We start from the raw sequence: 25,488 nt of genomic DNA on the forward strand, positions 1-25,488 counted from the left end.
TTTCAGTTTTTAATTCACGATGCACTTAGCGCATCATTGAGAAAAACGAATTAGAAAGGCATCTTCATACCTGGTGGAAGTTGCATACCACCAGTTACGCCAGCCATTTTCTCTTTTTGAGTCTCTTCAACACGACGAGCTGCATCGTTGAATGCCGCAGCGATAAGATCTTCAAGCATCTCTTTATCGTCTTCCATTAGGCTTTCATCGATATCAACGCGACGTACACTGTGGCTACCAGTGATCGTTACTTTTACTAGGCCAGCACCAGATTCACCGGTTACTTCCATATTTGCGATTTCTTCTTGAAGCTTTTGCATGCGATCTTGCATTTGCTGGGCTTGCTTCATTAGGTTGCCCATACCACCTTTACCAAACATGATAATCTCTCTGGTCTAATTGGTTATAAAATACATTAAGCAATAACTGACTTAATGGGGGTTGAACCGTTCTGATTCAACCCTACGATACTGTTAATGTGACGAAGGACATATTGCCTATAACCACATTCGCGGTGACTAAATTGGACGAACACTGTCTCTGTCCAGCTCAGCAGCAAAGCGCTTCTCAATGAACTGAACATTGGCATCATTCTCAAGGCTGGTGAAAGCATCTTTCAACTTACCTTGATACAGCCTCTCACGTAATTCTAGTGGCGTTTCGCCTGATTCGCCGATCTCAACACTTAAATGGCACTCTTCACCTAGTACAGTATTCAGTGATTGCAGTAATTCACTCTGCGCTTTATCGGTATTCAAGTGCGCTTGTGTTGGTCGTAACATCAGACTAATTGACGTGCCGTTTTTACTGAACACGGAATTCAGCGCCAACTGCTCGACAAGTTTCGCCGTTTCAAGCTTTTGTATGGTTGCCGACCATTCATCTTGAGCGATCGACTCATGCAACAGCTTTTCAGTCATCTCAGGTGTTTTAACGTGCTCCAAAGCGCGTCTTATCTGAGTAGGTGTTAGCTCTTTTGAAACCTCTTTCACTACAGGTTTAGACGGTTTCCAACGATAAGGTTCATTATCATCGGTTACATTTTGTGTCGATGCTGCAGGGAGAGAAGTTGGCGACACCCGCTCAGAACCACCGTGTTGCTGAGCAACTCGGTCGAGAACTGAAGTTTTAGCTGGTGTCGCTTTAGCCTTTTTTGGTGCACTGCCTCTTGCGTCTGGTGTTGCACCTTTACGTTGAGAACGTAACTGATGACGTAACCCGCTTACAGGTGATGCAGGACGCTCAGAAGCCGGCGCAGGCTGACTTTGTGCCACAGGTTGGCTTGGAGCAGGTGTTGCAGGTTGCTGGCTCATTGGCGCAGCAGGCGCAGCAGGCGCACCATACTGCCCATGATCATCATACGCCGGAGGCATATCCTGTGGGCCACCCATATAACCAGAGTCAGGATACCCTTGAGGCTCTGAGTATTGTGGTGCGCTTGGTTGGCCGTAACCTTGCGGTGGCATAGAGCTTGGCATTGACTGCCCTATTGGCGCCTGCTGTTGAGGTGTTGCCATTGGCTGAGCCTGATTCATAGGCTGCGCCGGGTTAGCAGGTTGCGTAGCTTGTGTTGGTGCTGCTTTGGGAGCACTTGTCGCTTTCAACTCCGCAGGCTCAGTCGAGATAGCGCTTGACGATATCTCTGCAGCAGGGCGGAATGCCAACATTCTCAGAACAACCATCTCGATACCAACGCGAGCCGTTGGTGAAAGAGGTAGGTCTTCGCGCCCTTTAAGCACGATCTGATAATAGAGCTGCACATCTTGCGGCCTGAGTGCTTGTGCAAGAAGTTCTATCTTTTCAGCATCTGGCTGAGCTTTATCTAACGAAGCTGGTAGAGCCTGATACATAGCCAATCGATGCAGTTGAGTCGCCAACTGATTCAGTAAGCCATCCCATTCGACACCGTTTTCAGCTAGTGCTTGGATACACGCCATTGCAGTTTGGGGCTGCTTGCTACTGATAGCCTCAAGCAGGTGAATCGCTTGATCAGTATCTAGCGTACCCAGCATATGGGAAACAATGTCAGTTGCTACATTGCCGTTACCCAATGCAATCGCTTGATCGGTTAAGCTCAATGCATCACGCATACTGCCATCAGCAGCGTGCGCTATCATTCCCAGAGCGCGAGACTCAGTCGTCACTTTCTCTTCTTCAAGAATGTGGTCAAGCTGCTCGTGGATGTTATCAACGCTGATAGGCTTCAAATGGAACTGCAGGCAGCGAGACAAAATTGTCACAGGCAGCTTCTGAGGATCCGTTGTTGCCAATAAGAATTTCACGTACTCAGGCGGCTCTTCTAAGGTTTTTAGAAGGGCATTAAAACTGTGCCTAGAGAGCATATGAACTTCATCGATAAGGTAAACCTTAAAGCGACCACGAGCAGGCTTGTATTGAACGTTGTCCAATAGCTCACGTGTGTCTTCAACTTTGGTTCGAGACGCCGCATCGATTTCTAGGAGATCAACAAAGCGACCTTCGTCGATCTCTTTACAGGTTGCACATTCACCACAAGGTGTAGATGTAATGCCTGTTTCACAGTTTAGCCCCTTAGCAAACAAGCGGCCGATGGTCGTTTTACCGACACCTCGAGTACCGCTAAACAGGTATGCATGGTGCAACCTGTTTTGGCTAAGTGCATTCTCTAAAGCTGTTAAAACATGGGCTTGACCAACGACTTCTTTAAACTTCGTTGGTCGCCATTTTCGCGCTAACGCTAGATAGCTCATGAATAATTCCGAAAGGATTAATGACCGTCAAATTCGCAGATGCTGAACACTTCAAGGCCTAGACCTTCTAAGCGCTTGTCACCGCCAATTTCAGGAAGATTAATAACAAAGGCTGCGTGGTCTACGACACCACCAAGCTGACGAATCAGTTTAGTTGTTGCTTCAATAGTACCACCTGTTGCCAATAGGTCATCGACCATCAACACTTTATCGCCTTCAGAGATCGCATCAGTATGGATCTCAAGAGTATCTGTACCGTACTCAAGCTCATACGATTGTGCCACAGTTTGACGTGGTAGCTTGCCTGGCTTACGAACAGGAACAAAACCAACACCCAGCTCAAGCGCTAGTGGCGCACCAAATAGGAAACCGCGTGCTTCCGTACCAACTACTTTAGTGAAGCCCATATCTTTGTAGGTATCCACTAGCAGTTCGATCGTCGCTTTGTACGCAGCCGGGTCTTCCATAAGGCTGGTTACGTCACGAAATAGAATGCCCGCTTTTGGGTAATCAGGAATGCTTTTGATGCTTGATTTGATCAGAGCGATTTTTTCTGTGTTCATAATAGTGATGCACTTCATTAGGCCGCTTTCCCAACATCAATCAACGCCATCGTCGTTACTAATTTTGCTTGAGAAAGGCTCGGTTGGTTTTCATTGCAATCAGAGTCATAACTCTGATGCTGAAAAAATAAACGCCCGCTATAAGTCAGCAGGCACACTGGCTTAATGTTAGTGATTTTCTTTGCTGTCAGCAACTAACTCATGGGTCGGAAGGCGAATAAACCATGTGAGAAGAATAGCAAGTACGACAATTAAGAACACTTTTACCCATACAATAGGTGCAAAGTAGATAGAGAGTGAAAAGCTAAGAAGAATAAATAACACACCACGACTTTTAACGCGTTTAGTTACCGCACCATGTTCATACCAGTTGGTGAGCAGAGGGCCAAGTGTTGGGTGTTGATGCATCCAACGATGCAAACGCGGGCTACTACGCATAAAACAAGCACTTGCTAGTAGCAAAAAAGGTGTTGTTGGCAGTAGAGGTAAAACGATGCCTAGAAAAGCGAGGATGATGCAGAGGCCACCAGCGAGGTTCAGGCTAAGAACTTTGATGCTAATTGTGACCTCCAGAAGTCTTTAAAATGTCGCATAACCATTGAAAACGCGGTAAAGCGTCAGGGTTGCTGGTAGTAGCGGAATCGCTGCAAACGTTAATAAAAATCCTAAAAAGTAGAATACATTAAACGGGTCTTTAAAATCTTGATTATCTGCCATGATTACTTCTTTCTTACAAAATTAACGCTAGACCCAGATAATTTTTGCTAAATGACACTCAACAAAAAAGGTATAGCCACACAATTTTGCAACTATACCTTAATAAAACATCTACAAATACCAAGCAACTGTAGGGTTAATCTCCGCCGCCTTGATGCAAATCGAGGCTAAAACTGGCTGAACCTAAAAGGCTCAAAGAGAGCTGACAACCTGTCTCTATCGGCAACCTATCGGTAATGAAATTCTTCTTGCAGTTGTCGCCCAACCTCTGCCCTGCGGCAATATGTTGATTGATAAGGCCGTTTGACCATTGCCCATCCAATCCTGCTGGCAAAATCGAAATCGTCCCCTCTGCTAGGTTAGCGACACCAAACAGCGCATTCACCGGAGTCGCGCACTGTGAACATTGAATGCCCTTCTCCAAGATCTCCGCCATATCTTTCAGATCAGCACTGAAACTTTGCAGATTTCTAACGTAATCGTGGAACAAAGCTCGCACTAACAAGGTGGTGGCCGCCCCACCCTCAGATGACGATGAAGAATCCACAAGATAAAACGCAAACTGCCCATTCATCAGCCAAGCATAATCAAACACCAAAGGCATCATCTCTGTTGATTGCAACAAACGATAGCTGCTGCGCCAAGTTCCTTGGCTGGTGTCTTTATCAGGTAACAACGCATGCAGCAAATCTCGTGCAGCGCTCGGGTTATTCTGTAGATAATTCAGGTGCCAATGCAGTTCTTGATCTTCGGGTATCTCACCGCCATCATCGACACTGAACCATTGGCTCGAAAAATCCCTTTGATTGTTCATATTATCAAAGGAGTCTTTCAGGGTATTTTCTATGGCACTACCCAAGTGGTTTGGATCTTCCAGCGGCTTGGGTAAGAAATCCTTAATCCCAAAGCGCAGTGCTTTAGCAACGTCTGACATTTCATCCGTTGCGGAAACCACAATCATAGGCAGTGATGGATACTCGAGACTTAGCTCTTCTACAAGCTCGATACCATCAAGTATCGGCATTGAGAGATCACACACGATAAGGTCGGGTGCTGCGTCGCGTAATTTTTGAAGTGCGTCTAAGCCGTTTTCAGCTTCAACCACACGATAACCGACAGCATCTAAGTATGCTGACGTTATGCGGCGAAAAATGGGGTCATCATCAACCAACATAATACATTTTTGGTTGAGCGCTTCCTGTGCCGAGGTCGTAACGGGCTGACTGTGAGTTTTATACATACTCATTAACCTCACAAAACAAAGTCGATTTATTATTGTTATCTGTTCTAAGAACTCTTTATCAAACTTAGTAATAAAATGGTGAATACACAAATTTACCAACTTTACTGGTAATTGCCATCAGGGATTGGAATACTTGTAAATAGTGCAACAAGTTGACGTGACGCAAACTTTGTTCTCAGTGTTACGTATAAATTAAGTGAGTTTGTAAACAAATGTGTCTGGATTTATGAAATTAGATGATTTAAACCTGTTTCGATTAGTCGTCGAAAATGGGAGCTACACCGCAACATCACGCAAAACTATGATTCCGGTTGCGACGATCACACGACGTATTCAAGCTTTGGAAGACTCTCTAAACCTGAGGCTTCTCAACAGACATGCGCGTAAACTTTCATTGACAGAGGCTGGCGAGCGTTTTTTCAATGAGTGCTCACCGTTACTACAACGTTTGGCATCGACTGCCGAAGAACTGACTGATGTCTGCAAGGGCGCATCAGGTAAAATCCGTATTTCTGCACCATCAAACCTGACCAAGCGTATGATGATGCCGATGTTCAGCGACTTCATGAGCCAATACCCAGATATCAACATTGAGCTGATGATGAACAACCAAGCTGACCAACTCGACCCGACCGAATGGGACGTTATTTTCCGTGTTGGCCCGCAGCGAGACTCTAGCCTTATTGCTCGTAAGATCAGCGAAGTTAAGGACATACTCGTTGCAAGTCCTGATTATTTAGCGAAAAATCCAGCCCCTACTCACGCGGAAGAGCTGGCTAACCACTCACTTCTCAAAGGCTACCCTTTAATTAAATGGCAGCTAAGCAACTCTAACGATGAGAGCGTTGTGAACACCGAGAAAGGCCGCTTTAATGCTAACGCGTTAAACGTGGTAAGACAGGCATGTTCAGGAGGCTTAGGCATCACTCTAATGCCAGATGTTATGATCCGTGAGTACATTGAAGATGGCAGTTTAGTACGAGTGTTAGATGATTGGAGTGCTAACCCGAGAGACATTTACATGCTCTACAATCACAAAGATCACCTACCAGAAAAAGTGCGCCTATTTATCGATTTTGTGATCGCGTACCACATTCACTAAGCAAGATATTCTGCTTACCCCATAAAAAAACCAGAGCTCGTGCTCTGGTTTTTAGTATTTGTTTTGCTGAGAAAGCTATAAATTCACCTACACAACTGTGAATAAAGCTTACGCACCTTCGTTGTGTAGTTCGAGGTTTGCTAAATCCTGCTGAATCTCACGCTGAATCTTTGAATCATCGTTACGCAGTGCATCTAGGAAATCTAGGTACTTCTGGTCGATGTCACCTGTAACGTACTCACCGTTGAATACCGAAGTATCAAACTGAGTAATGTCTTGGTTGCCTTGACCTACCGCTTCAATCAGATCATCCAGTTTTTGGAAGATAAGCGCGTCTGCACCGATTTGGTCACAGATAGTTTGATTGTCACGACCGTGCGCAATCAACTCGTTTGCACTTGGCATATCGATGCCGTAAACATTCGGGAAACGAACTTCTGGTGCAGCCGAAACCATATAAACTTTATTAGCACCTGAGTCACGAGCCATCTCAATGATCTGTTCTGATGTTGTACCACGAACAATAGAGTCATCGACTAACAGTACGTTCTTGCCTTTGAACTCAGAGCGAATCGCATTCAGTTTACGACGAACAGACTTCTTACGCTGTTGTTGACCTGGCATGATGAAAGTACGACCAACGTAACGGTTCTTCACAAAGCCTTGGCGGTATGGCTTATCGATCGCTTGAGCAATACGTAGAGCAATGTCATTCGATGTTTCAGGGATTGGGATAACCACGTCGATATCAAGATCTGAGTACTCGTCTTTGATACGACGACCTAGTGCTTCACCCATCTCAACGCGTGCGCTGTAGACCGAGATCTTGTCGATAAAAGAATCTGGGCGTGCAAAATAAACGAATTCGAAAATACAAGGGTTCAGTTTTGGATTGTCAGCACACTGCTTAGTAAACAGCTCACCTTCAAACGTAGCGTAGATAGCCTCGCCCGGCGCAACGTCACGCACAAAGTCGAAACCAACCGCATCAAGCGCTACCGACTCAGAAGCAACCATGTACTCAGTGCGACCGTTAACTTCACGCTTACCAAGACACAGTGGGCGAATACCGTTTGGATCGCGGAACGCAATCATACCGTGGCCGATGATCATTGCTGTCACTGCGTAAGCGCCACGAATGGTGCGGTGTACATTAGCCACTGCGCGGAATACGTCATCAGACGTCACGTTACCTTTCACAGTATCGATCTCGTGAGCAAGTACGTTTAACAGTACTTCAGAATCTGATGTTGTATTTACGTGACGACGGTCTTTTTCAAACAGCTTCTCACGAACTTCGTTTGCGTTCGTTAGGTTACCGTTGTGAGCTAGGGTAATGCCAAATGGCGAGTTTACGTAGAAAGGTTGAGCTTCAGAAGCGCTAGAGCTACCTGCTGTTGGGTAACGAACGTGACCGATACCAACATCACCTTGGAGGCGTTGCATGTGTTTAGCTTCGAAAACATCTTTAACTAAACCGTTCGCCTTACGCAGACGAAAACGATTGCTTTCTATGGTACAAATACCAGCGGCATCTTGGCCACGATGCTGCAATACCGTTAAAGCGTCATAAATTGACTGGTTTACAGGTGTTGAACCCACGATTCCAACAATACCACACATGTCCTAATCCTCGATTTTCGACATTAACTGGCGCTAAAGCGCGCCAGATAAGAAACTTGATGTTGCTTGTAAATGCTCGAAGAACGGTGCAATGATTCGACTGAATTCAGGAACCAACTGCGAGTTCTTCCACCACTCAGAACTTGGGAATGCAGTAAACGCATCCATAAAAAACAGCACAGCTGACACAATCAGAACACCTCGTAAACCGCCAAAGACGATACCCAGGATTCTATCTGTACCAGACAAGCCCGTTTTCTGTACTAGCTGCCCAATCACGTAATTGATTAACGCACCGACAACCAGAGTCGAAACAAACAATGCTGCTATCGCGGCGCCATTTCGAAACATGTCATCTTCGATATTTGTAAAGTAAACCGCCAATTTGGCGTAATACTGGCTGGCGATAAAAAACGCACCAAACCAAATAACGAGTGACAATGCTTCCTTAGCAAAACCACGAACTAAACTGATCAAAGCTGAAAAGCCGATCACCCCTAAAATGACAAAATCTAACCAATTCATGAATTCTTCATCTTAAGTTGGCGCGCATTTTAACAGAAAAAATGCTGACGCAAACGTTTTCTTATGGATTTAACGGTTTAAATTTGAGCAATTGGCCTTTTGAACCAGTAATTTTTTCTAATTCCTTAATTTGACGCTCAAGTTTGGATTTAGAGATATCTGGGCCAATTATTACTCGCGTAAATGTTTTTTCTTGCTTGGTATGAGCTTGATAACCACGCTTTTGCAGATCCTTCACAACGTTCTTAGCGTTGTCTGCATTTTTCAATGCCATTAATTGGATGATCCACGCGCTATCTTGATACTCATTCTTCTCAGTCACCGGCTTGATAGCAATCTCGACATTATCATCGACTTTGCTCTCTTTGCTGGCTGTGACTGTTTCTGGCTGTGACGACTCTTGTACAATCGCTTCTACTGGAGAGTCAGGTAGCGCAATTTCATCTTCGACAGGATCAAGCACCTCAAACACTTCAACATCACCTTCAAGTTCAGGCTTAATTGGAATGCTTGCAAACTCCTCTTTGTAGTGAAGCTTTTTGCCATCCAGTACATCCGGAAGAACAATAACGCCCACGGCCACCAAAATAATGGTGCCCACTAAGCGGCTTTGGAATTTACTTGCCATTTAGTTTCCTTTTGTTTGCCAATGCTCCAGTACTTCACCCACCGTATGGAATGAACCCACAACAAGAATCACTTCGTCTTCGCTTACTTTAGATAGAGCCGTCTCAAATGCCTCTACAGGCGATGAGTACTCTGTTGTTCCACTTGGTAAGCTTTCACATAACTCAGCAGCTTTCGCCGCTCTTGGGCCCTGTAGTGAAGCTGGATACCAATGTTGAGCGATTGGAGCAAGTACATCTAGCGTGGCAGGAATGTCTTTGTCGTGCAGCATAGCCACCACAACATGCAGAGTTTTACCCGCATACTGTTGACCAACTTGCTTAACAAAATATTCAGCCGAATGTGGGTTGTGTGCTACATCTAAGACGATTGTTGGCTTATCACTGATCTTCTGCATGCGACCAGGAAGTTGTGCGTTCTTGAGGCCATTTACAACATTAACATCGCTGATGTCGAGTTCTGAGGTGCCAAGTGCCATCAACGCGGTTGCAGCATTCGGTAGTGGTAAGCTTGGAATTGGCAGCTGTTCTAGCTGGAATGCACCGCTATGCCAGTTCCAAGTGTCACCCGTAACTTCATATGTGTATTGAATGCCAACTTGGTAAAACTCAGCTCGAATATCGTCTGCGTGTGCAGCGACGGTTGCTGGCGGCTTAGGTTGGCCACAGATTGCAGGTTTACCACTACGGTAGATACCAGCTTTCTCAAAACCAATCACGTTAATATCATCACCCAGCCAGTCAACATGATCGACCGCTAAACTCGTGATAACAGAAACGTCATGGTCAACGACATTGGTCGCATCGAGACGCCCGCCGAGACCCACTTCTAAAAGTACCACATCAACGTTTTCAACTTGGAAGGCACGCAGCGCAGCTAAAGTACCGTACTCGAAAAAGCTTAAGCTAATTTCGCCACGTTCTTTCTCAATGAAATCGAAAGAATCGACCAGTTGTTGATCAGAAAGGTCTTGCCCATTAATACGGACACGCTCGTTGTAACGAATCAGGTGTGGAGAGCTGTATACGCCAACTGAGTAGCCAGCATCAAGAAGAATCGCTTCCATCAAAGCACATGTTGAGCCTTTGCCGTTCGTCCCAGCAACAGTGATCACATGCTTAGCAGGTTTGGTGAGATTGGATTTCTGTGCGACAGCTTGAACACGGTCTAATCCGAGGTCGATCGCACTGGTGTGAATGTTTGTTAAATAATCAAGCCACATCTCGAGAGAGGATGTGGCTTGAGGAATAGGTTGTTGACTCATCTAACTCATAACCATATGTAAGTAGGTTTGTTAGATGGTACTTTACCCTTTTTCTGGCGCTTCTGGTACTTCATAAGTAGCTTCATTCGGTGAATCGTTCACAGAAACTACTAATGGTGAAGGCTGGTTAGTCATTTTCGCGATTAGGCTACCTACGCGCTGACGCATATCACGACGATCAACGATCATATCGATAGCACCATGCTCTAGTAGGAACTCACTACGTTGGAAACCTTCAGGTAGGTCTTCACGTACAGTCTGCTCGATAACACGACGACCAGCAAAACCGATAAGTGCTTTCGGCTCACCGATGTTCACGTCACCTAGCATAGCTAGACTTGCTGAAACACCACCCATTGTTGGATCTGTCATTACAGAGATAAATGGTAGGCCTTTCGCAGAAAGACGCTCTAGAGCTGCACTGGTTTTTGCCATCTGCATAAGAGACATCAGTGCTTCTTGCATACGAGCACCGCCACTAGCAGAGAAACATACTAGACCACAGTTGTTCTCAATAGCTGCGTCAACCGCACGAACGAAACGAGCACCCACAACCGAACCCATTGATCCGCCCATGAATGAGAATTCAAATGCACAAGCAACGATAGGTAGACCTAGCAGCTCACCTTTCATTGCAACCAGTGCGTCTGTTTCACCACTGCCCTTTTGAGCAGAAGAGATACGCTCTTTATAGCGCTTTGAATCTTTGAATTTTAGCTTATCTTGTGGCTCTAATTCAGAACCTAGCTCGACGCGCTCACCTTCATCTAAGAAAGTTTCTAAACGACGACGCGCTTTCATACGCATGTGATGGTCACATTTTGGACATACTTCTAGGTTACGCTCTAGTTCAGCATGGTAAAGAACCTGCTCACAAGAAGTACATTTAGTCCAAACACCCTCAGGGATAGACGCTTTACGAGAAGTTACGATGTTGCTTTTTTCTAAAATCTTTTCAAGCCAACTCATGGAAGACCTTTTCTTTCGATTCTTCCGCCTAATTGCGAAAGAAATAAATTTGGGAATTATGCGAGGAGATTAAAGCACATAAAACAGCAAGTGTAGATAAAAAACTGGTTGTACCTATTTTCATGAGCTATTTTACGCACGATTTCGCAATATTTTTTGAACCTAAGTCCCACATTTAGTTCAAATTATCAGGTAAAAACAGCGGGCCGACCGGCTCCCTTGGAAGCTCAAAGTGTGCAGGATAATCCACATCAATCAAATAGAGACCTTCAGCCTTAGCAGTAGCACCAGCTAGCTTTCTATCTTTGGCTTCAAGCAGCCACTTAATCCATTCCGGCTTTTGCTCACCTTTACCGACCGCAATCAAGCTGCCCGTGATATTGCGCACCATGTGATGCACAAATGCATTGGCTTTAATATCGATGACAATGTAGTGACCATGACGAGTAACGTTCAGGTGGATTAGATTGCGCCAAGGGCTATGGGACTGACAATGCGTTGCACGGAATGAAGTGAAATCATTTTCGCCCAGTAAGTACTGCCCTGCTTCATGCATTTTCTTTTCATCAAGCTCACCGTGGTAGTGGCTCACGCCTGAATTCAAGATTCCCGGGCGAAGTGCATGGTTGAATATCACGTAACGGTAGCGACGCGCTGTTGCAGAGAAACGAGCGTGAAAATCTTCAGGTACCTCTTTTGCCCAACGAACCGCAATATCTTTAGGCATGTTTGCATTAGCACCCATTGTCCATGCCACCATTTTACGGTTTACATTGGTTTCAAAGTGAACGACTTGCCCTGTACCGTGTACGCCTGCGTCTGTTCGACCTGCACATTGCACTTCAACTGGGTGGTTTGCGACAACCGAAAGCGCCTTTTCCAAGGATTCTTGGACACTCTTTACGTCACGTTGGCGTTGCCAACCAAAATAGTGGGTACCGTCATATTCAATACCTAAAGCAATTTTCATGTTTTTGTTCTCTTTGAAAATGGGGCTCGAAGTATATACGCAAAAGGAGCGTATCCCAAATCGCTTGACGGAAAACTACCGATAAAAAAAGAGAGCCGTGTATCTGGCTCTCTTCTCATTTTCTTAGATTAGCGTCCGTTTAACGTATCAATTAAGTTTTTAGCTTCTCGACGAATTTCATCAGAACCATCAACAATGGCCTCTTCTAACAACTTAATCGCGCCTTGCGGATCGCTCATCTCAATGTAGATCTTAGCGAGGTCTAGCTTACCTGCAGCTTCAGCATTGCTATCGACATCATAATTACCGATATCGCCAATTACATCTGGGAACTCGTTAAGGCCAACATCTAGCTTGAGTTCTTCCTCATCAGGGTTCACCATCTCGCCGTCTTCTTGCTCAACCTGAGCCATCAGTTCATCAATAGTCATGAACTGTTGCTCTTTTTCAGCCGTTGCTTCGAGCAGTTGGTCTTGCGCACCCCAGTTCTCTTCTTTGATTTGAGGCTCTGGTTGATGCTTAGCCGATTCCCAAATCTCTTGCTGGTCATCAGGCATTTCATGAGATAGGCTCGATTGCTGTTCAGGCTCTAAGCTGAAACCTTTCCAATCTTCGCCACCCACTTCCAACATTGCATCAATATCAAGACCTGCACTGTCGATAGCGGTGTTGTCCATTGGCTGGTCGAACATAGAGTCAACCGAGTCTTGTACATCTTCAGACAGCAACTCAACTAATGCTGATTCATCGAACTCGTCAAAACCCTCTAACGGTTCATCTTGAGCCACTGCCGATGATGGTTGTTCTGCTTCAGGCTGATGCGGCGTAATCTCATCATTTGCAAAGCTATTCGCACCAGAGAAAAGGTCATGCAGTGCATCTTGCTCTTCCGCTTGCGCCCCGTATGTATTAAGTGGCTCACCAATTTCAGAGAACGCATCGCTAAGCGCTTCATCTTCCCCATACTCAGGTAGCTTACTTTCATCAAGCTCCACACCCGGCTCAAGAGGGACAGGCTCAGATTGCTGCAGTTCGATGTCATCCAACACCGCATCTGCTTTTGCACTCTCTTCGTCGTATTCTGGCAGTTCACTCTCTTCAAGCTCTAGCGCGCCATCATCAATGGCAAGGTCTTGCTCGAGTTGAGCATCATCTTCACCACTTAAAATCTCAGCTAAAGCGTCTTCTTCTTCAAAGTCTGGTAGCTCTAAATCGTCGAATGAGAACTCGTCTTCAGCTGTTCGTTCTTGTGCTGGAACTTCTGAAGTCAAATCTTCTTGAGCCGACTCTTCCTGAGCTAAAGGCTCTTGAACTGAAGACTCTTGAGCGACTGTCTCTTGAACAGGCGCTTCAGATTCTAGTTGCGGCTCAGTTTGAACGGCATCTAGCGCATCATCCTCGTCAAACTCTGGCAGTTCGAGATCATCAAACGAGAACTCTTCCTCAACAGCTTGCTCTGGAGCTGAAGTTTCTGTCTCTAATTGCGGCTCGTCTTGAACAGCATCTAGCGCATCGTCTTCGTCAAACTCCGGCAGTTCCAAATCATCGAACGAGAAATCTTCCTCAGCAGCTTGCTCTGGAGTCGGTGTTTCTGTTTCTGGCGTTTCCGTCTCTAGCTGCGGCTCATCTTGAACAGCATCTAGTGCATCATCTTCGTCAAACTCTGGCAGCTCTAGCTCATCGAACGAGAACTCTTCCTCAGCAGCTTGCTCTGGAGCTGGCGTATCCGTTTCTAGTTGCGGTTCATCGTGCACAGCATCTAGCGCATCTTCTTCGTCAAACTCTGGCAGCTCTAGATCGTCGAACGAAAACTCTTCCTCAGCTGTTTGCTCAGGAGCTGGCGTTTCTGTTTCTAACTTAGGTTCATCTTGAACAGCATCTACTGCATCGTCTTCACCAAACTCTGGCAGCTCTAGATCGTCGAACGAGAACTCTTCCTCAGCAGCTTGCTCTGGAGCTGGCGCTTCTTGAGTTACAGGCTCTTGAATTGGCGCTTCTGTTTGGAGTTCAGGCTTTTCTTGAGCTGGTGTTTCATCAGCCTGCGGCTCTGCCATTAAAGGCTCGGAACTCGCATCATCTTCGAACAGCCAATCGTCATCTTCTGGTACGCCAAACTCGTTTGGAATGATCTCTGGCATATTCGCAGCACGAACTGGCTCTGGCTCTGGCTCTGGCTCTGGCTCTGGCTCTGGCTCTGGCTCTGGCTCTGGCTCTGGCAAAGAGTCTTCCATATCCAGCTGAGGCTCGCTAGCTTCAATTTTCGGCGCGAAGTCAAAATCCGACTCGACCTCTTGCGGCGACTCAACATCGTCGATTGCAGCAGAAAGCCAATCATCCTCAAGCTCTGTCGAATCTTCTACCGATTGTTCTTCTGTGAACTGCTGAGATGTCTCTTGTTCTAAATCCGCGGCTAGTACATCTTCCAGATCATTTAGTGTCGGCTGAACTTCCGGCTCTGGTTGAGACAGTAGTTCTTCTACACTCTCTTCCAAATCCGCAGATGGCGTTGGTTCATCAAATGCTTCTAGCTCAGGTTCGAACTCTTCTAACTTGGGCTCTACTGCTGATGCAACATCCTGCTCTGCGCTCTCAACTTGTGGGGAAGCAAGCATATCCTCGTCGATGGACGCTTCTTGATCAGTAGCTTGAGTCTCTGATGTCGCTTCTAGCTTCGAATCATCTGTCGCAATAGAATCTTCTTGTTGAGTATGTTCATCAAACAGTGCATCTGCTTGAGGCGCAATGTCGAACATGTCATCAATAAAGTCGTTACGGTTGAAATCTTTGCTTTCTTGCTCAACCGGAGCTGTCGGCTCATCTGTTACTTCAATATCATCAACAGGACTTTCCGCTTCTAGTGCTTCAGGTTCTAACTCTGCGGCAACTTCTTGTTCAGTATCGTCTTCCGGTTCAGGAGCTTCTGCTGTTTCAAATGGATCAAGTTCGTCTAAGCTCGCTTCTGGAGTTTCAGGCGTCTCTTCAAGTGCTGAAGAGAGTGATTGCTCAAAGCTTGGTTCTTCAGGCTGGGTGTGTTGTTCAAGCTCTAGATCATCAATGCCACTAGTTAGCAGATCATCGAACGGGTCGAGAGATTCTGACTCTTCTTGCGTCTCGGGTTCTAGCAGTGATGAGTCAGATAAGTCGTTACCCAGAAGCTCATCGAGTGTCTCATCATCGTCAAGTGACAACGGCGTATCATCGTCATCTAAGATGTCATCGAGCAGATCTGTACTGCTTTCATCTAACTTAAAATCATCTTCATTTTCTTCAGATAAACCCGACAACTCTTCAAGTTCAGCAAGCGGGTCTAGGTCTAGATGTTCCTGTTCGCCAGTCTCATCGTCATCTCCTAGCATGTCATCAAGAAGATCGATTGAATTGCTAAGGTCTACATCGTCACCATCAAGCAGTTCATCGAGTAAGTCAGTACTTTCGTTAGAAGCCAGCTCTGGGTCGTTGGAAAGTAGATCGTCTCCAATCAATCCTTCCTCTTCGGGCGCAGGCTGATCAAATTGAGAAAGGATATTCTCGATGTCATCATCAGAAGCGAGCTCACTTGAGAACTGAGACGTCAGGTCTTCTTGCTCATCAAGCTTAAACTCGTTTTCAGTATCCGCTGGCGACTGCTCTGCAACTTGAGCGAAAATATCGTCAATATCATCGTTGCTTGCAGGCTCAGCTGGCGATTGTTGCTCTGAGATAAGAGCATCAATATCGAATTCGTCACCTAAGTCAGGCGTATCAGTAGAAGTCGACGACTCATCCGCAGACGGCTGCTGCTCTGAAATAAGCGCATCGATGTCAAAGTCATCACTCACACCCGGCGTAGTAGAGCTGTCGTCTTCCGACATCAAGGTATCGAGGTCGAAGCTATCGTCATCATCATCGCTAGATGCAAACAGGTCGTCCAACATCGACTGATCCAACTCATTAGAGCCAAGATCTTCAGTTTGGGCATCTTGAGACAATAGAGCTTCAATATCGTCGGCAGACATTGGGTTATCATCTGAAAGGTCAAATTCACCTTCATCAGAATCAAGTGCACTCTCTACTGTTTCGTCAAGGGCACGCTCCATCTCTTCAAGACCAAGCGCTTTTTCTTCACCGTTAACACTAATGCCGTTATTGCTATCAAGGTCATTGCTGTCTAAATCGATATCCTCGAAGCTACCATCTAGATCGCCGTCATCACCAATACCAGCAAATGGGTCGTCATCTTCGCCGTCAAGGTTGAAGTCAAGATCAGCATCGTCCAATCCAGCAAAGACATCTTCCTGCTCACTGCTGCCTTCATCATCAAACAGCTTCTCAGTGTCTTCATCAGCACCGAACAGCTCATCGTCCAAAGAAAGCTCTGTATCAAGGTCCGCCATCTCTTCGTCGAGCTGCATTGGAACAACGTTGTTTTGCTCCGGTAAATTATTAGTTTCTTGCGCTGCTTGTTGAGGATCGTCTTGTTTAGACTTTCTGCCTAGCAGTAGAACAATTATTAGACCAATTAGAAGACCCGGAATAATGGCCAATGCAGCAACAAGCCAACCGTTAGACAGCAGTTGGTCCATGGTGCTAGGTGCCATTTTTTCCATTTCAGCGTTCTTCTGACGCTCTTCTTCAAGCAGTTTTTCTACTTCATTGCGAATACGGTCTTCATCGCTCAGCTCAGTTTTGAGTACCTCTACTTCAGACTGAACATTGGACAGCATCAGACGCAGCTGATGGTTTTTCTCTTCAAGAGACAACAGCTCAGACTCTGACATCTCCAGCTGCTTCTCAAGCTGGTTCACTTCATTTTCTTGAGGCGACATCATCGGCTTTGATGGCGCAGCAGGTTTGGTCTCAGCCGTTACCTTAGGTTCAACCGTTTCTGGTTTTACGACTGGAGCAGGTTTTGGTGTCGCAGGTTTTACTACTTCTGGTTTAGTAGGAGCGACTGGCTGGCTAGATGGTGCGTTCAGCTTAGCTTGGTGCGAGTCCATAATTCGGATCGCTTGCTGCGTTGAGCTTGCACGAGCCTGCTCTAGAGATGGTACACGCAGGTAACTCGATGGCTCTAAACTGTGGATGTTTTGATTTTCAAAAGCCTGAGGGTTTAATCGGTAGATCGCCAAAAGCGTTTGTTGCACTGAAACTGAGTTATCAGGGCGCAGTCGAGATGCAATAGACCACAAGGTTTCGTTGCCATTGGTTGGTCCATAAAATCGAGAAGGCTCACTCGCTTGATTGAGTGATTGAGCGCGAACTGGCTCTGAGAATGTTGGCGAGGATTTTATCTGTCCATCGGGGCCAACCACTCGAATAGTATCTGCACGAACTACGGAAATCTGAGTCGCAATAACAAACGCTAAAGGCATCCACCACTGCTTGAAAATTTGAAACATAAAAGGCTCAGTTAGGTGCTTAAATTCGGAAAAATAACGATCTACTAAATATATCGGATAACAGGAGCAAAACTATAGGGATGAAAACAAAAAATGTGTTGCGACGACAATATTCGCAGCAATTTCACACAATTTGTGAAGATGTATTTTTGATTGATTAAAAAAGCCCCACTAATGAGTGAGGCTTCAATAAACAGTGAGGGTGTCGATTAGAAGTAATCGCGAATCAATACTTCACCGATTTGCACTGCGTTGGTCGCTGCGCCTTTACGAACGTTGTCAGCAACCACCCACATATTAACGCCGCTGTGGTGACTGATATCACCGCGGATACGACCAACCATTACATGATCTTTACCGCCTGCATCACGAACCTGAGTTGGGAACTCTGCGCCGTGGAACACTTCAACACCTTCTGTGTTCTCTAGCAATTGAACAACATGCTCAGCACCGATTGGAGAGCGTGTTTCAATGTGTAGAGATTCAGCGTGACCGTAGAATACTGGCACACGAACACATGTTGGGTTTACTGTGATTGAAGAGTCAGCGAAGATTTTTTGAGTTTCCCAAACCATCTTCATCTCTTCACGGGTGTAGCCGTTTTCAGTGAACTCATCAATCTGTGGGATACAGTTGAATGCGATCTGTTGAGGGAACGCTGAGTTCTCTGCTGGCATACCGTTCAGCAGCTTCGCTGTTTGGCCTGCTAACTCATCAATACCCGGCTTGCCTGCACCAGAAACCGATTGGTACGTAGAAACGTTAATACGCTCTAGACCCACTTCATCGTGAATCGGTTTTAGTGCGACAACCATTTGGATAGTTGAGCAATTCGGGTTTGCAATGATGTTACGGTTACGGAACTCTGCGATTGCTTCTGGGTTCACTTCAGGAACAACCAGAGGAACATCATACTCGTAACGGAACTTAGAGGTGTTGTCGATAACAACGACGCCTTCGTCTGCTGCAATCGGAGCCCACTTCTCAGATAGATCACCACCAGCAGAGAAAAATGCGATATGTACTTGAGACCAATCAAAGTCTTCTACATTCTGCACTTTTACCGTTTTACCATTGAAACGGTAGGTTTTGCCTTCACTACGTTCACTTGCTAGTAAGTGCAGTTCACCGACAGGGAATTTACGCTCTTCTAGTACTTCGATAATGGTTTCGCCAACCGCACCCGTCGCACCTAAAACAGCAATATTAAATTCTTGGCTCATTGTTTCTCTCTTTTATAAAGTTGGCTTTACCATAAAACCGAGTTTCGCTAACGGTGCTAAGTTACAAGTCTCATCACCCGTTAGTTCGACTGCACTGTATTCTCTGCGGTCCCAATATTCTTTACGCATGCGGTCAAAAGAACCTGGCGTAGCGATATTGCGACGGAATAAGGCGTCGTCTTTGCGCACATCATAGATCAACTGAGTCAAATTGTGCAGTGTTGCTTCGTCCCATGCTCTATCTAATTTCATTTTCGGCACTGGTGCCGTCGGCAATAAGTCACTTGCATAAGCACGTTGCTCTTTACCTAAGAACTCACAATAGCTGTTGAAAATCATGGTTGTACCGCGCGCTTTGCCCTCTAAACCATAACCAGCAACATGTGGTGTTGCGAAGGCAAGCAGTGGCAATAGCTCCATGTCCACTTCTGGCTCAAATTCAAAAACATCCAATACTGCTGTGAAACCATCCGCTTTTTGTAGGCGAGCCTTCAGCGCTTGGTTGTCCACCACAGGACCGCGAGCTGCGTTAATCAAGATTTGATCAGCACGGAAGTTGTTCAGTACCGTTTCGTTGATCAAATGATGCGTTGGGTAGTCACCCGTTTTGGTGATCGGCGTGTGCGTAGTGATAATGTCCGCTTGCTCAAGTAGAGTTTCAAGCTCAGTGAACTCACGCGCGTCGCCCTCTTGCTGTTTTAGAGGATCATTCAAAAGCACCTTAATGCCGATACCTTCTAAGCAACGAGCTAAGTAGCTGCCCACTTGACCACAACCGATAATGCCGACCGTTTTGTCGAATACTGAAAAGCCTTGCTGCTGCGCCAGTACCATCATTGAGCTGAACACATATTCAGCCACACCGACTTTGTTACAACCTGGAGCGGCTGTAAAGAAAATCCCACGCTCTTTCATCAAGTCTTGATCAACATGATCCATACCTGCGGTTGCCGTGCCGACGAACTTCAATTTATTCGCTTTGCTAATCAGTGACTCATTCACTTTAGTCACAGAGCGAATCATTAGAGCATCAACATCTACAAGATCGTCAGCTGTTAGGGTACGACCTGACTTTAAAATCACTTCGCCCAGCTGACTGAATAGATCTTCAGCATAAGGCATATTTTCATCGATTAAGATTTTCATTACGCGGGTACTTTAGTTACGGTCCATCGACCTAAAATGAGAATTGAAATGATTGTGCAAAATTAGACAGCGGCTGTCGAGGGCAAATAGACAAACGACCTTAGCTTGTGGCGCTTAGGACGCTATAAAAAGAAAAATGCCCGATTGAATAAACAATCGGGCAAATACCCAGAACAAAAGGATCCTGTCTCGCTCTCCAGGAGACAGAGTCTGCGTCTGTTCGACCAGTGACTAACCAAAGCCAGTACTGATCAAGCTCTGGAAACCTAGAAATCTAATAATCTATACGCCTGTCGTCAGACTTATTCTGTTTATTGGTGATGAAAGTAAAGACTTAGTCTTGGTACTTTTTGATCACTAGCGTTGCGTTAGTGCCGCCGAAGCCGAAGCTGTTCGACATTACTGTTGTTAGCTCTTGCTCGCGAGCTTCAGTTACGATGTCTAGACCCGCTGCTGCTTCGTCTAGGTTTGCAACGTTGATGCTTGGCGCAATGAAACCATTGTCTAGCATTAGCGTTGAGTAAATCGCTTCGTGTACACCAGCAGCACCTAGAGCGTGACCTGTCATAGCTTTAGTTGCAGAGATAGCTGGGCTGTTGCCACCGAAGACTTCTTGGATAGCACCAAGTTCTTTAACGTCACCAACTGGCGTTGAAGTACCGTGAGTGTTCACGTAATCAACACCTTCAACGTTTTGCATTGCCATCTTCATACAACGAACTGCGCCTTCACCAGACGGAGCTACCATGTCGTAACCGTCAGATGTTGCACCGTAGCCTACGATCTCACCGTAGATTTTCGCGCCACGTGCTTTAGCGTGCTCAAGCTCTTCGATAACCAGCATGCCGCCACCACCAGAGATTACGAACCCGTCACGGTCTGCATCGTATGTACGAGATGCTTGCTCTGGAGTGTCGTTGTACTTAGTAGATAGTGCGCCCATCGCGTCGAACATCATAGTCAGAGACCAATCTAGTTCTTCACCGCCACCAGCGAATACTACGTCTTGTTTACCCAGTTGGATAAGTTCCATTGCGTGACCAATACAGTGTGCAGATGTCGCACACGCAGAGCTCATTGAGTAGTTCACACCACGGATTTTGAAAGGAGTCGCTAGACAAGCAGAAACCGTTGACGCCATTGTACGTGGAACCATGTATGGACCAACGCGCTTAACGCCTTTTTCACGCAGGATATCAACCGCGTTAACTTGGTTTAGAGATGAAGCACCACCAGAACCCGCAACAATACCTGTGCGATCGTTTGATACTTGCTCTTCTGTTAGACCAGAGTCAGCGATTGCTTGCTCCATTGAAAGGTATGCAAATGCCGCTGCATCACCCATAAAGCGCATTTTTTTGCGATCGATATGGTCAGCTGGGTTCATTTTTAGGTTACCCCAAACTTGAGAGCGAAGGCCTTGTTCCTTGAACTGCTCTGAAGCGGTAATACCTGACTTACCCGCTTTTAATGATGCTAAAACTTCTTCGACGTTGTTACCGATACTTGAAACAATACCCATACCGGTGATTACGACTCGTTTCATGTGACATTCCTATAATTCAAAATTCAGCTAGATGATAACCAAGAAGGCCAACAAAAGTGGTCAGCTTTCCTAGAAATTCGTACAATCCCTCCCAACATATCGCTTCAAATCACAAAATGACAGATTTTATGACTTCAATTACTAATGCTGAACTGGAATGGAACGAGTCTGGTACGCCAGTTTCCGACCAATTCGACGACGTTTACTTCTCAAACGTAAACGGTTTAGAAGAGACTCGTTACGTGTTCTTAAAACAAAACCACCTTCCAGAGCGCTGGCTAGAACACGAACAGCGTCGCTTTGTAATTGCAGAAACGGGCTTCGGTACTGGCCTAAACTTCCTTGCTGTCTGGCAGTGGTTTGACACGTTTCTCAAAGATAACCCACAAGCTGTGACCAAAGAGTTACATTTCATCAGTTTTGAGAAGTATCCACTAAATAAAGACGATCTCATCAAAGCACACAAGGCATGGCCGGAGCTGGCTGAGTACGCGACTCAGCTTCAGGAGCACTACCCGATTGCACTGCCTGAGTGTCACCGCATTGTGCTAGGCGATGGTAAAATCACGCTCGACCTGTGGTTTGGTGATATCAAAGACTGCATGCCACTTGTCCCTAACCCACAGCAGGGACTAGTCGATGCTTGGTTCCTCGATGGTTTCGCACCGAGCAAAAACCCTGAAATGTGGAACCAAAACCTGTTCAATGGCATGGCTAAACTGGCTAAGCAAGATTGTAGCTGCGCGACCTTCACTGCAGCGGGCTTTGTTCGCCGCGGTCTTATTGAAGCTGGCTTTGAGATGAAAAAGGTTAAAGGCTTTGGTACCAAGCGCGAAATGATTGCGGGCCGCCTCAATGAAAAGCAAGATAACTCCAACATCAAGCCTTGGTTTGGTTTAGCGCCTCATAGTGACACCGAAGATATTGCCATCATTGGTGGTGGTGTGGCGAGCGCAGCACTGGCCAAAACGCTCACCCGCCGCGGTAAGCAAGTATCGCTCTATTGTGAGCATGCACAGCCTGCAGAAAATGCATCTGGCAATAACCAAGGGGCGATCTATCCACTGCTAAGTGAAACTCGCTCAAACGTGTCGCGTGTATTTGGTCCCGGGTTACTGTTTGCGCGCCAGTTCATTGAGCAAGCGTCTGATTCCATCGAGTTTGATCACGACTGGTGCGGCGTGAATATTCTGATGTGGGATGAAGGCTCGACCAAAAAGCTCAATCGTATGCTTGAAGGCAACTTCCATACTGATTTGATTCAGCGTCTGTCTCCAGACCAAGCCAATGAAAAAATTGGTCTGCCTGTCGATAAAGAGAGTGTCTACTTCCCACTCGGCGGTTGGTTAAGCCCACGCCAACTGACTCAAGGCTTGATTTCTCAACTTGAGGCTAGTGGTCTGCTGCAAGCTCACTACCAACATCAAGTAACCAATCTGGAGTGGCTTGATGCTGACCAGAAATGGAAGCTCACCATCGATACCCCGCAAGGCGAAGTCACTAAGCTGCATAGCCAAGTGGTGGTGGCTAATGGACACAAGTTTACTCAGTTTGAGCAAACCGCTCCGGTACCATTGACCCCGGTGAAAGGTCAGGTCAGTCATATCCCAACCACTGAGAATCTGAGTAAGCTTAAAACCGTGCTCTGCTTCGATGGCTACATGACACCGCAAAACCCGAACAATGGTCACCACTGTATTGGGGCAAACTACGACAAGAGTCATATCGATCAAGAGTTTGATGCTGAAGTTCAACAGCACAATGGTGAGCGCCTACATGGCTCGCTACCAGACCAAGCATGGACTCAAGATGTCGACACCACTGGTAACCTATCACGCCAAGGCATCCGCAGTGTTAGCCGTGATCACTTGCCATTTGTTGGTAACGTCGGCAATTTCGAAGCGATTAAAGTGCAGTATCAAAACCTGCATAACTTTAACCCGCAGCGTGACCAAGCTAGCAGCATAGAAACCGTAGCCAGCTACCCTAACCTCTACTGCTTTATTGGCTTAGGCTCGCGCGGATTAAGCTCAGCACCGTTACTCGCTGAAGTGTTAGCATCGCAGATCTGTGGCGACCCAATGCCATTACCTGTTGATGTATTGGAAGCGATTCACCCTAGCCGTATGTGGGTAAGAAGGCTGCGCAAAGGCAAAGCGCTCACCGCTGGTTGGGTGGCGGACAAACAAGCCGGACGTAATCAGTAAAACCAAAAAGCCCAAGCTTAGTTAAAAGCTTGGGCTTTTTCTAATTTCTAGTAAGCATGACTTACAGTTTGGCTACCGCATCTTTAATCTGGGTTGCGATCTCTTCATTGCTGATTGAACCCGTCTCAAAGTCAAAGTTATCGTAGAAGCTTGGTACAGACACCGACGCTTTTACATTGCCACCGAAGTAAGGTGCTGAACCCGTTGCCGCACCTAGCACATTCTGTGCACCACCAGGGCCTGGAGACGTCGCTAGGTATACCGCTGGTTTCTCACCATATACTGAGCGCTCAATTCGTGTCGCCCAGTCAAACAGGTTTTTAAACGCTGCTGGGTGGTGGCCATTGTGCTCAGCGAAAGAGATAACAAAAGCGTCGGCTTCCGCTAAGTCGCGTAAAAATGCTTGAGCACCTTCCGCTTGGCCAATCTCTTTCTCTTTATCTTCACTGAACATTGGAACTTGGTAATCGTTAATGTCCAAGATTTTTACTTCAGCTCCTTCAATCAAGTTAGCCGCGTAAGTTGCTAGAGCTTTATTGATAGAAGTAGAGCTGGTGCTTGCGCCAAATGCGATAACTTTCATGATGATGTCCTTTCGTTTATCTCGGTAAGTGGTATTAGATTAGCCTAAGCACGAAATGGAACAATCACAAGATTTGTACAGACTCATTCAAATTTTTCGAACAAGTTAGAAAGGAAGAACGGCGCACCACAAGGAGGGTTAAATCAGCGCGCCATTTATGAAGAAGTTAAGCGAGGTTTTGTAGTTCAACCCATAGGTCGTTAACGATAGTACGGTCTGCTGGAGTCAGTTCTGCACGAGCGTCTTCTAGACTCTTTTCGATGCGAACTTTTACTTCAGCAATATCTTCGATGCCTTCTTCTTCACACGCTGCAACAGACAGTGAAATATGACCACGCAGATAGCCACCCGCAAACAGCTCATCATCAGAGGCATTCTCAATACGAGCATCAATTACTTCAAGTAGCTTTTCTTCAAATTCGATAATCATAGTCTTCTCTTATTTCACAATAAATTGGTTCGCCGTCAATGGGGCAATGTTATAGAAGTCTCGCAATGCCTCTGACAGCATTTTTACGCGAGGTGGTAAACCCACTTCTAAAATACCCATGACTTCGTTGTGTACCTTTTGCATAAAGGCCAAACGATCTGGCTCAAAATCGCCGTGTAGATTGTCACAGCTGACGTTAAAAGGAAAGCCTGCACTCAATGCTAAGATCCATTCGTATGCTTGAGGTCGAATTTCTACCTTCTCAAACTCCGCTTGCACAGCCTCAGTGCGACCATCCGGCTCATACCAATAGCCAAAGTCTTCCAATAAGCGACGCTCTGGACCAGCCACACACCAGTGAGCGATCTCATGTAAAGCTGATGCGTAAAACCCACGAGCAAAGATGATGCGATGGTGAGCAACTCGCTCATCCGCTGGAAGGTAAATCGGCTCATCTTCTCCCAACTCTAACTTGGTATTAAAGCTCTCGAAAAAAGTGCGGTTGAAGATGTTAATGATATCTGGATATTGATGCGTCATAAGATAAAAAATAAATAAGAACAACGAGGGCATTTTGCGTTTTTTTGAGTGCTTGGTAAAGCCCTATTCTGCGTAATGTCATTGGGTAGGTAAGCTCATCGGG

The 25,488-nt window shown here is 46.1% G+C and carries 21 protein-coding genes; 2 read left to right on the plus strand and 19 right to left on the minus strand.

What is annotated here, in order from left to right:
- Positions 1-50 precede the first annotated feature (50 nt).
- From FIV04_RS10345 to FIV04_RS10365, 6 genes are all read right to left on the minus strand, one after another.
- On the minus strand, positions 51-380 hold the full coding sequence (locus tag FIV04_RS10345; protein ID WP_004748326.1) for a YbaB/EbfC family nucleoid-associated protein: 330 nt from the start codon (positions 378-380) through the stop codon (positions 51-53).
- 138 nt (positions 381-518) lie between these two features.
- Positions 519-2,729 (minus strand): DNA polymerase III subunit gamma/tau, encoded by a 2,211-nt coding sequence (gene dnaX / locus FIV04_RS10350; protein ID WP_152469078.1) that lies wholly within the window; start codon positions 2,727-2,729, stop codon positions 519-521.
- Between the two features lie 17 nt (positions 2,730-2,746).
- On the minus strand, positions 2,747-3,292 hold the full coding sequence (apt, locus tag FIV04_RS10355) for an adenine phosphoribosyltransferase (RefSeq protein ID WP_032552216.1): 546 nt from the start codon (positions 3,290-3,292) through the stop codon (positions 2,747-2,749).
- A 168-nt stretch (positions 3,293-3,460) separates the two neighbouring features.
- Positions 3,461-3,853 carry a YbaN family protein gene (locus FIV04_RS10360; protein ID WP_032551911.1) on the minus strand — a complete coding sequence of 131 codons (393 nt, stop codon included), beginning with the start codon at positions 3,851-3,853 and terminating at the stop codon, positions 3,461-3,463.
- 18 nt (positions 3,854-3,871) lie between these two features.
- Positions 3,872-4,009, minus strand: a complete 138-nt coding sequence (locus tag FIV04_RS26925) for a hypothetical protein (RefSeq protein WP_032551910.1) — start codon at positions 4,007-4,009, stop codon at positions 3,872-3,874.
- Between the two features lie 136 nt (positions 4,010-4,145).
- Complete coding sequence (locus FIV04_RS10365; protein ID WP_032551909.1) at positions 4,146-5,249, minus strand: response regulator; 1,104 nt, start codon at positions 5,247-5,249, stop codon at positions 4,146-4,148.
- 229 nt (positions 5,250-5,478) lie between these two features.
- Here FIV04_RS10365 and FIV04_RS10370 point away from each other — a divergent pair, with 229 nt between their 5' ends.
- Positions 5,479-6,354, plus strand: a complete 876-nt coding sequence (locus FIV04_RS10370; RefSeq protein ID WP_150869031.1) for a LysR family transcriptional regulator — start codon at positions 5,479-5,481, stop codon at positions 6,352-6,354.
- A 108-nt stretch (positions 6,355-6,462) separates the two neighbouring features.
- Here the strand turns inward: FIV04_RS10370 and purF are convergent, their stop codons facing one another.
- The 10 genes from purF to fabB all read right to left on the minus strand — a co-directional run bounded on the left by purF (position 6,463) and on the right by fabB (position 21,625).
- Positions 6,463-7,977 (minus strand): amidophosphoribosyltransferase, encoded by a 1,515-nt coding sequence (gene purF / locus FIV04_RS10375; RefSeq protein ID WP_032551907.1) that lies wholly within the window; start codon positions 7,975-7,977, stop codon positions 6,463-6,465.
- 33 nt (positions 7,978-8,010) lie between these two features.
- Positions 8,011-8,502: a CvpA family protein gene (locus tag FIV04_RS10380; protein WP_032551906.1), complete on the minus strand. Its 492-nt coding sequence runs from the start codon at positions 8,500-8,502 to the stop codon at positions 8,011-8,013.
- Positions 8,503-8,563: 61 nt separating this feature from the next.
- The gene (locus FIV04_RS10385) at positions 8,564-9,130 is read right to left on the minus strand and encodes an SPOR domain-containing protein (protein ID WP_152469079.1); all 567 of its coding nucleotides are present in this window, start codon (positions 9,128-9,130) and stop codon (positions 8,564-8,566) included.
- On the minus strand, positions 9,131-10,393 hold the full coding sequence (gene folC / locus FIV04_RS10390; RefSeq protein WP_152469080.1) for a bifunctional tetrahydrofolate synthase/dihydrofolate synthase: 1,263 nt from the start codon (positions 10,391-10,393) through the stop codon (positions 9,131-9,133). It abuts the gene before it with no gap.
- Between the two features lie 42 nt (positions 10,394-10,435).
- Positions 10,436-11,362 (minus strand): acetyl-CoA carboxylase, carboxyltransferase subunit beta, encoded by a 927-nt coding sequence (accD, locus tag FIV04_RS10395; protein ID WP_032551903.1) that lies wholly within the window; start codon positions 11,360-11,362, stop codon positions 10,436-10,438.
- A 175-nt stretch (positions 11,363-11,537) separates the two neighbouring features.
- On the minus strand, positions 11,538-12,332 hold the full coding sequence (gene truA, locus FIV04_RS10405; RefSeq protein ID WP_152469081.1) for a tRNA pseudouridine(38-40) synthase TruA: 795 nt from the start codon (positions 12,330-12,332) through the stop codon (positions 11,538-11,540).
- Positions 12,333-12,460: 128 nt separating this feature from the next.
- Positions 12,461-17,710 (minus strand): FimV/HubP family polar landmark protein, encoded by a 5,250-nt coding sequence (locus FIV04_RS10410; RefSeq protein WP_152469082.1) that lies wholly within the window; start codon positions 17,708-17,710, stop codon positions 12,461-12,463.
- A 209-nt stretch (positions 17,711-17,919) separates the two neighbouring features.
- Positions 17,920-18,933 (minus strand): aspartate-semialdehyde dehydrogenase, encoded by a 1,014-nt coding sequence (locus FIV04_RS10415; protein ID WP_032551900.1) that lies wholly within the window; start codon positions 18,931-18,933, stop codon positions 17,920-17,922.
- A 12-nt stretch (positions 18,934-18,945) separates the two neighbouring features.
- Entirely contained in the window at positions 18,946-20,079 is a 1,134-nt protein-coding gene (locus FIV04_RS10420; RefSeq protein ID WP_152469083.1) for a 4-phosphoerythronate dehydrogenase, read from the minus strand.
- Between the two features lie 334 nt (positions 20,080-20,413).
- Positions 20,414-21,625, minus strand: a complete 1,212-nt coding sequence (fabB, locus tag FIV04_RS10425; protein ID WP_032551898.1) for a beta-ketoacyl-ACP synthase I — start codon at positions 21,623-21,625, stop codon at positions 20,414-20,416.
- A gap of 56 nt (positions 21,626-21,681) precedes the next feature.
- On the opposite strand from fabB, the gene mnmC reads away from it, so the two are divergent.
- Positions 21,682-23,832, plus strand: a complete 2,151-nt coding sequence (gene mnmC, locus FIV04_RS10430; RefSeq protein ID WP_152469084.1) for a bifunctional tRNA (5-methylaminomethyl-2-thiouridine)(34)-methyltransferase MnmD/FAD-dependent 5-carboxymethylaminomethyl-2-thiouridine(34) oxidoreductase MnmC — start codon at positions 21,682-21,684, stop codon at positions 23,830-23,832.
- Positions 23,833-23,893: 61 nt separating this feature from the next.
- On the opposite strand, the gene FIV04_RS10435 is transcribed toward mnmC, so the two are convergent.
- From FIV04_RS10435 to FIV04_RS10445, 3 genes are all read right to left on the minus strand, one after another.
- Positions 23,894-24,415 carry an NADPH-dependent FMN reductase gene (locus tag FIV04_RS10435; protein ID WP_152469085.1) on the minus strand — a complete coding sequence of 174 codons (522 nt, stop codon included), beginning with the start codon at positions 24,413-24,415 and terminating at the stop codon, positions 23,894-23,896.
- A 166-nt stretch (positions 24,416-24,581) separates the two neighbouring features.
- Entirely contained in the window at positions 24,582-24,845 is a 264-nt protein-coding gene (locus FIV04_RS10440; protein ID WP_032551895.1) for a YfcL family protein, read from the minus strand.
- A gap of 9 nt (positions 24,846-24,854) precedes the next feature.
- Positions 24,855-25,385 (minus strand): elongation factor P hydroxylase, encoded by a 531-nt coding sequence (locus FIV04_RS10445; protein WP_152469086.1) that lies wholly within the window; start codon positions 25,383-25,385, stop codon positions 24,855-24,857.
- Between the last annotated feature and the right edge of the window lie 103 nt (positions 25,386-25,488).

It is taken from the genome of Vibrio sp. THAF190c (assembly GCF_009363355.1).
GTDB classification, from domain to species: domain Bacteria; phylum Pseudomonadota; class Gammaproteobacteria; order Enterobacterales; family Vibrionaceae; genus Vibrio; species Vibrio fortis_A.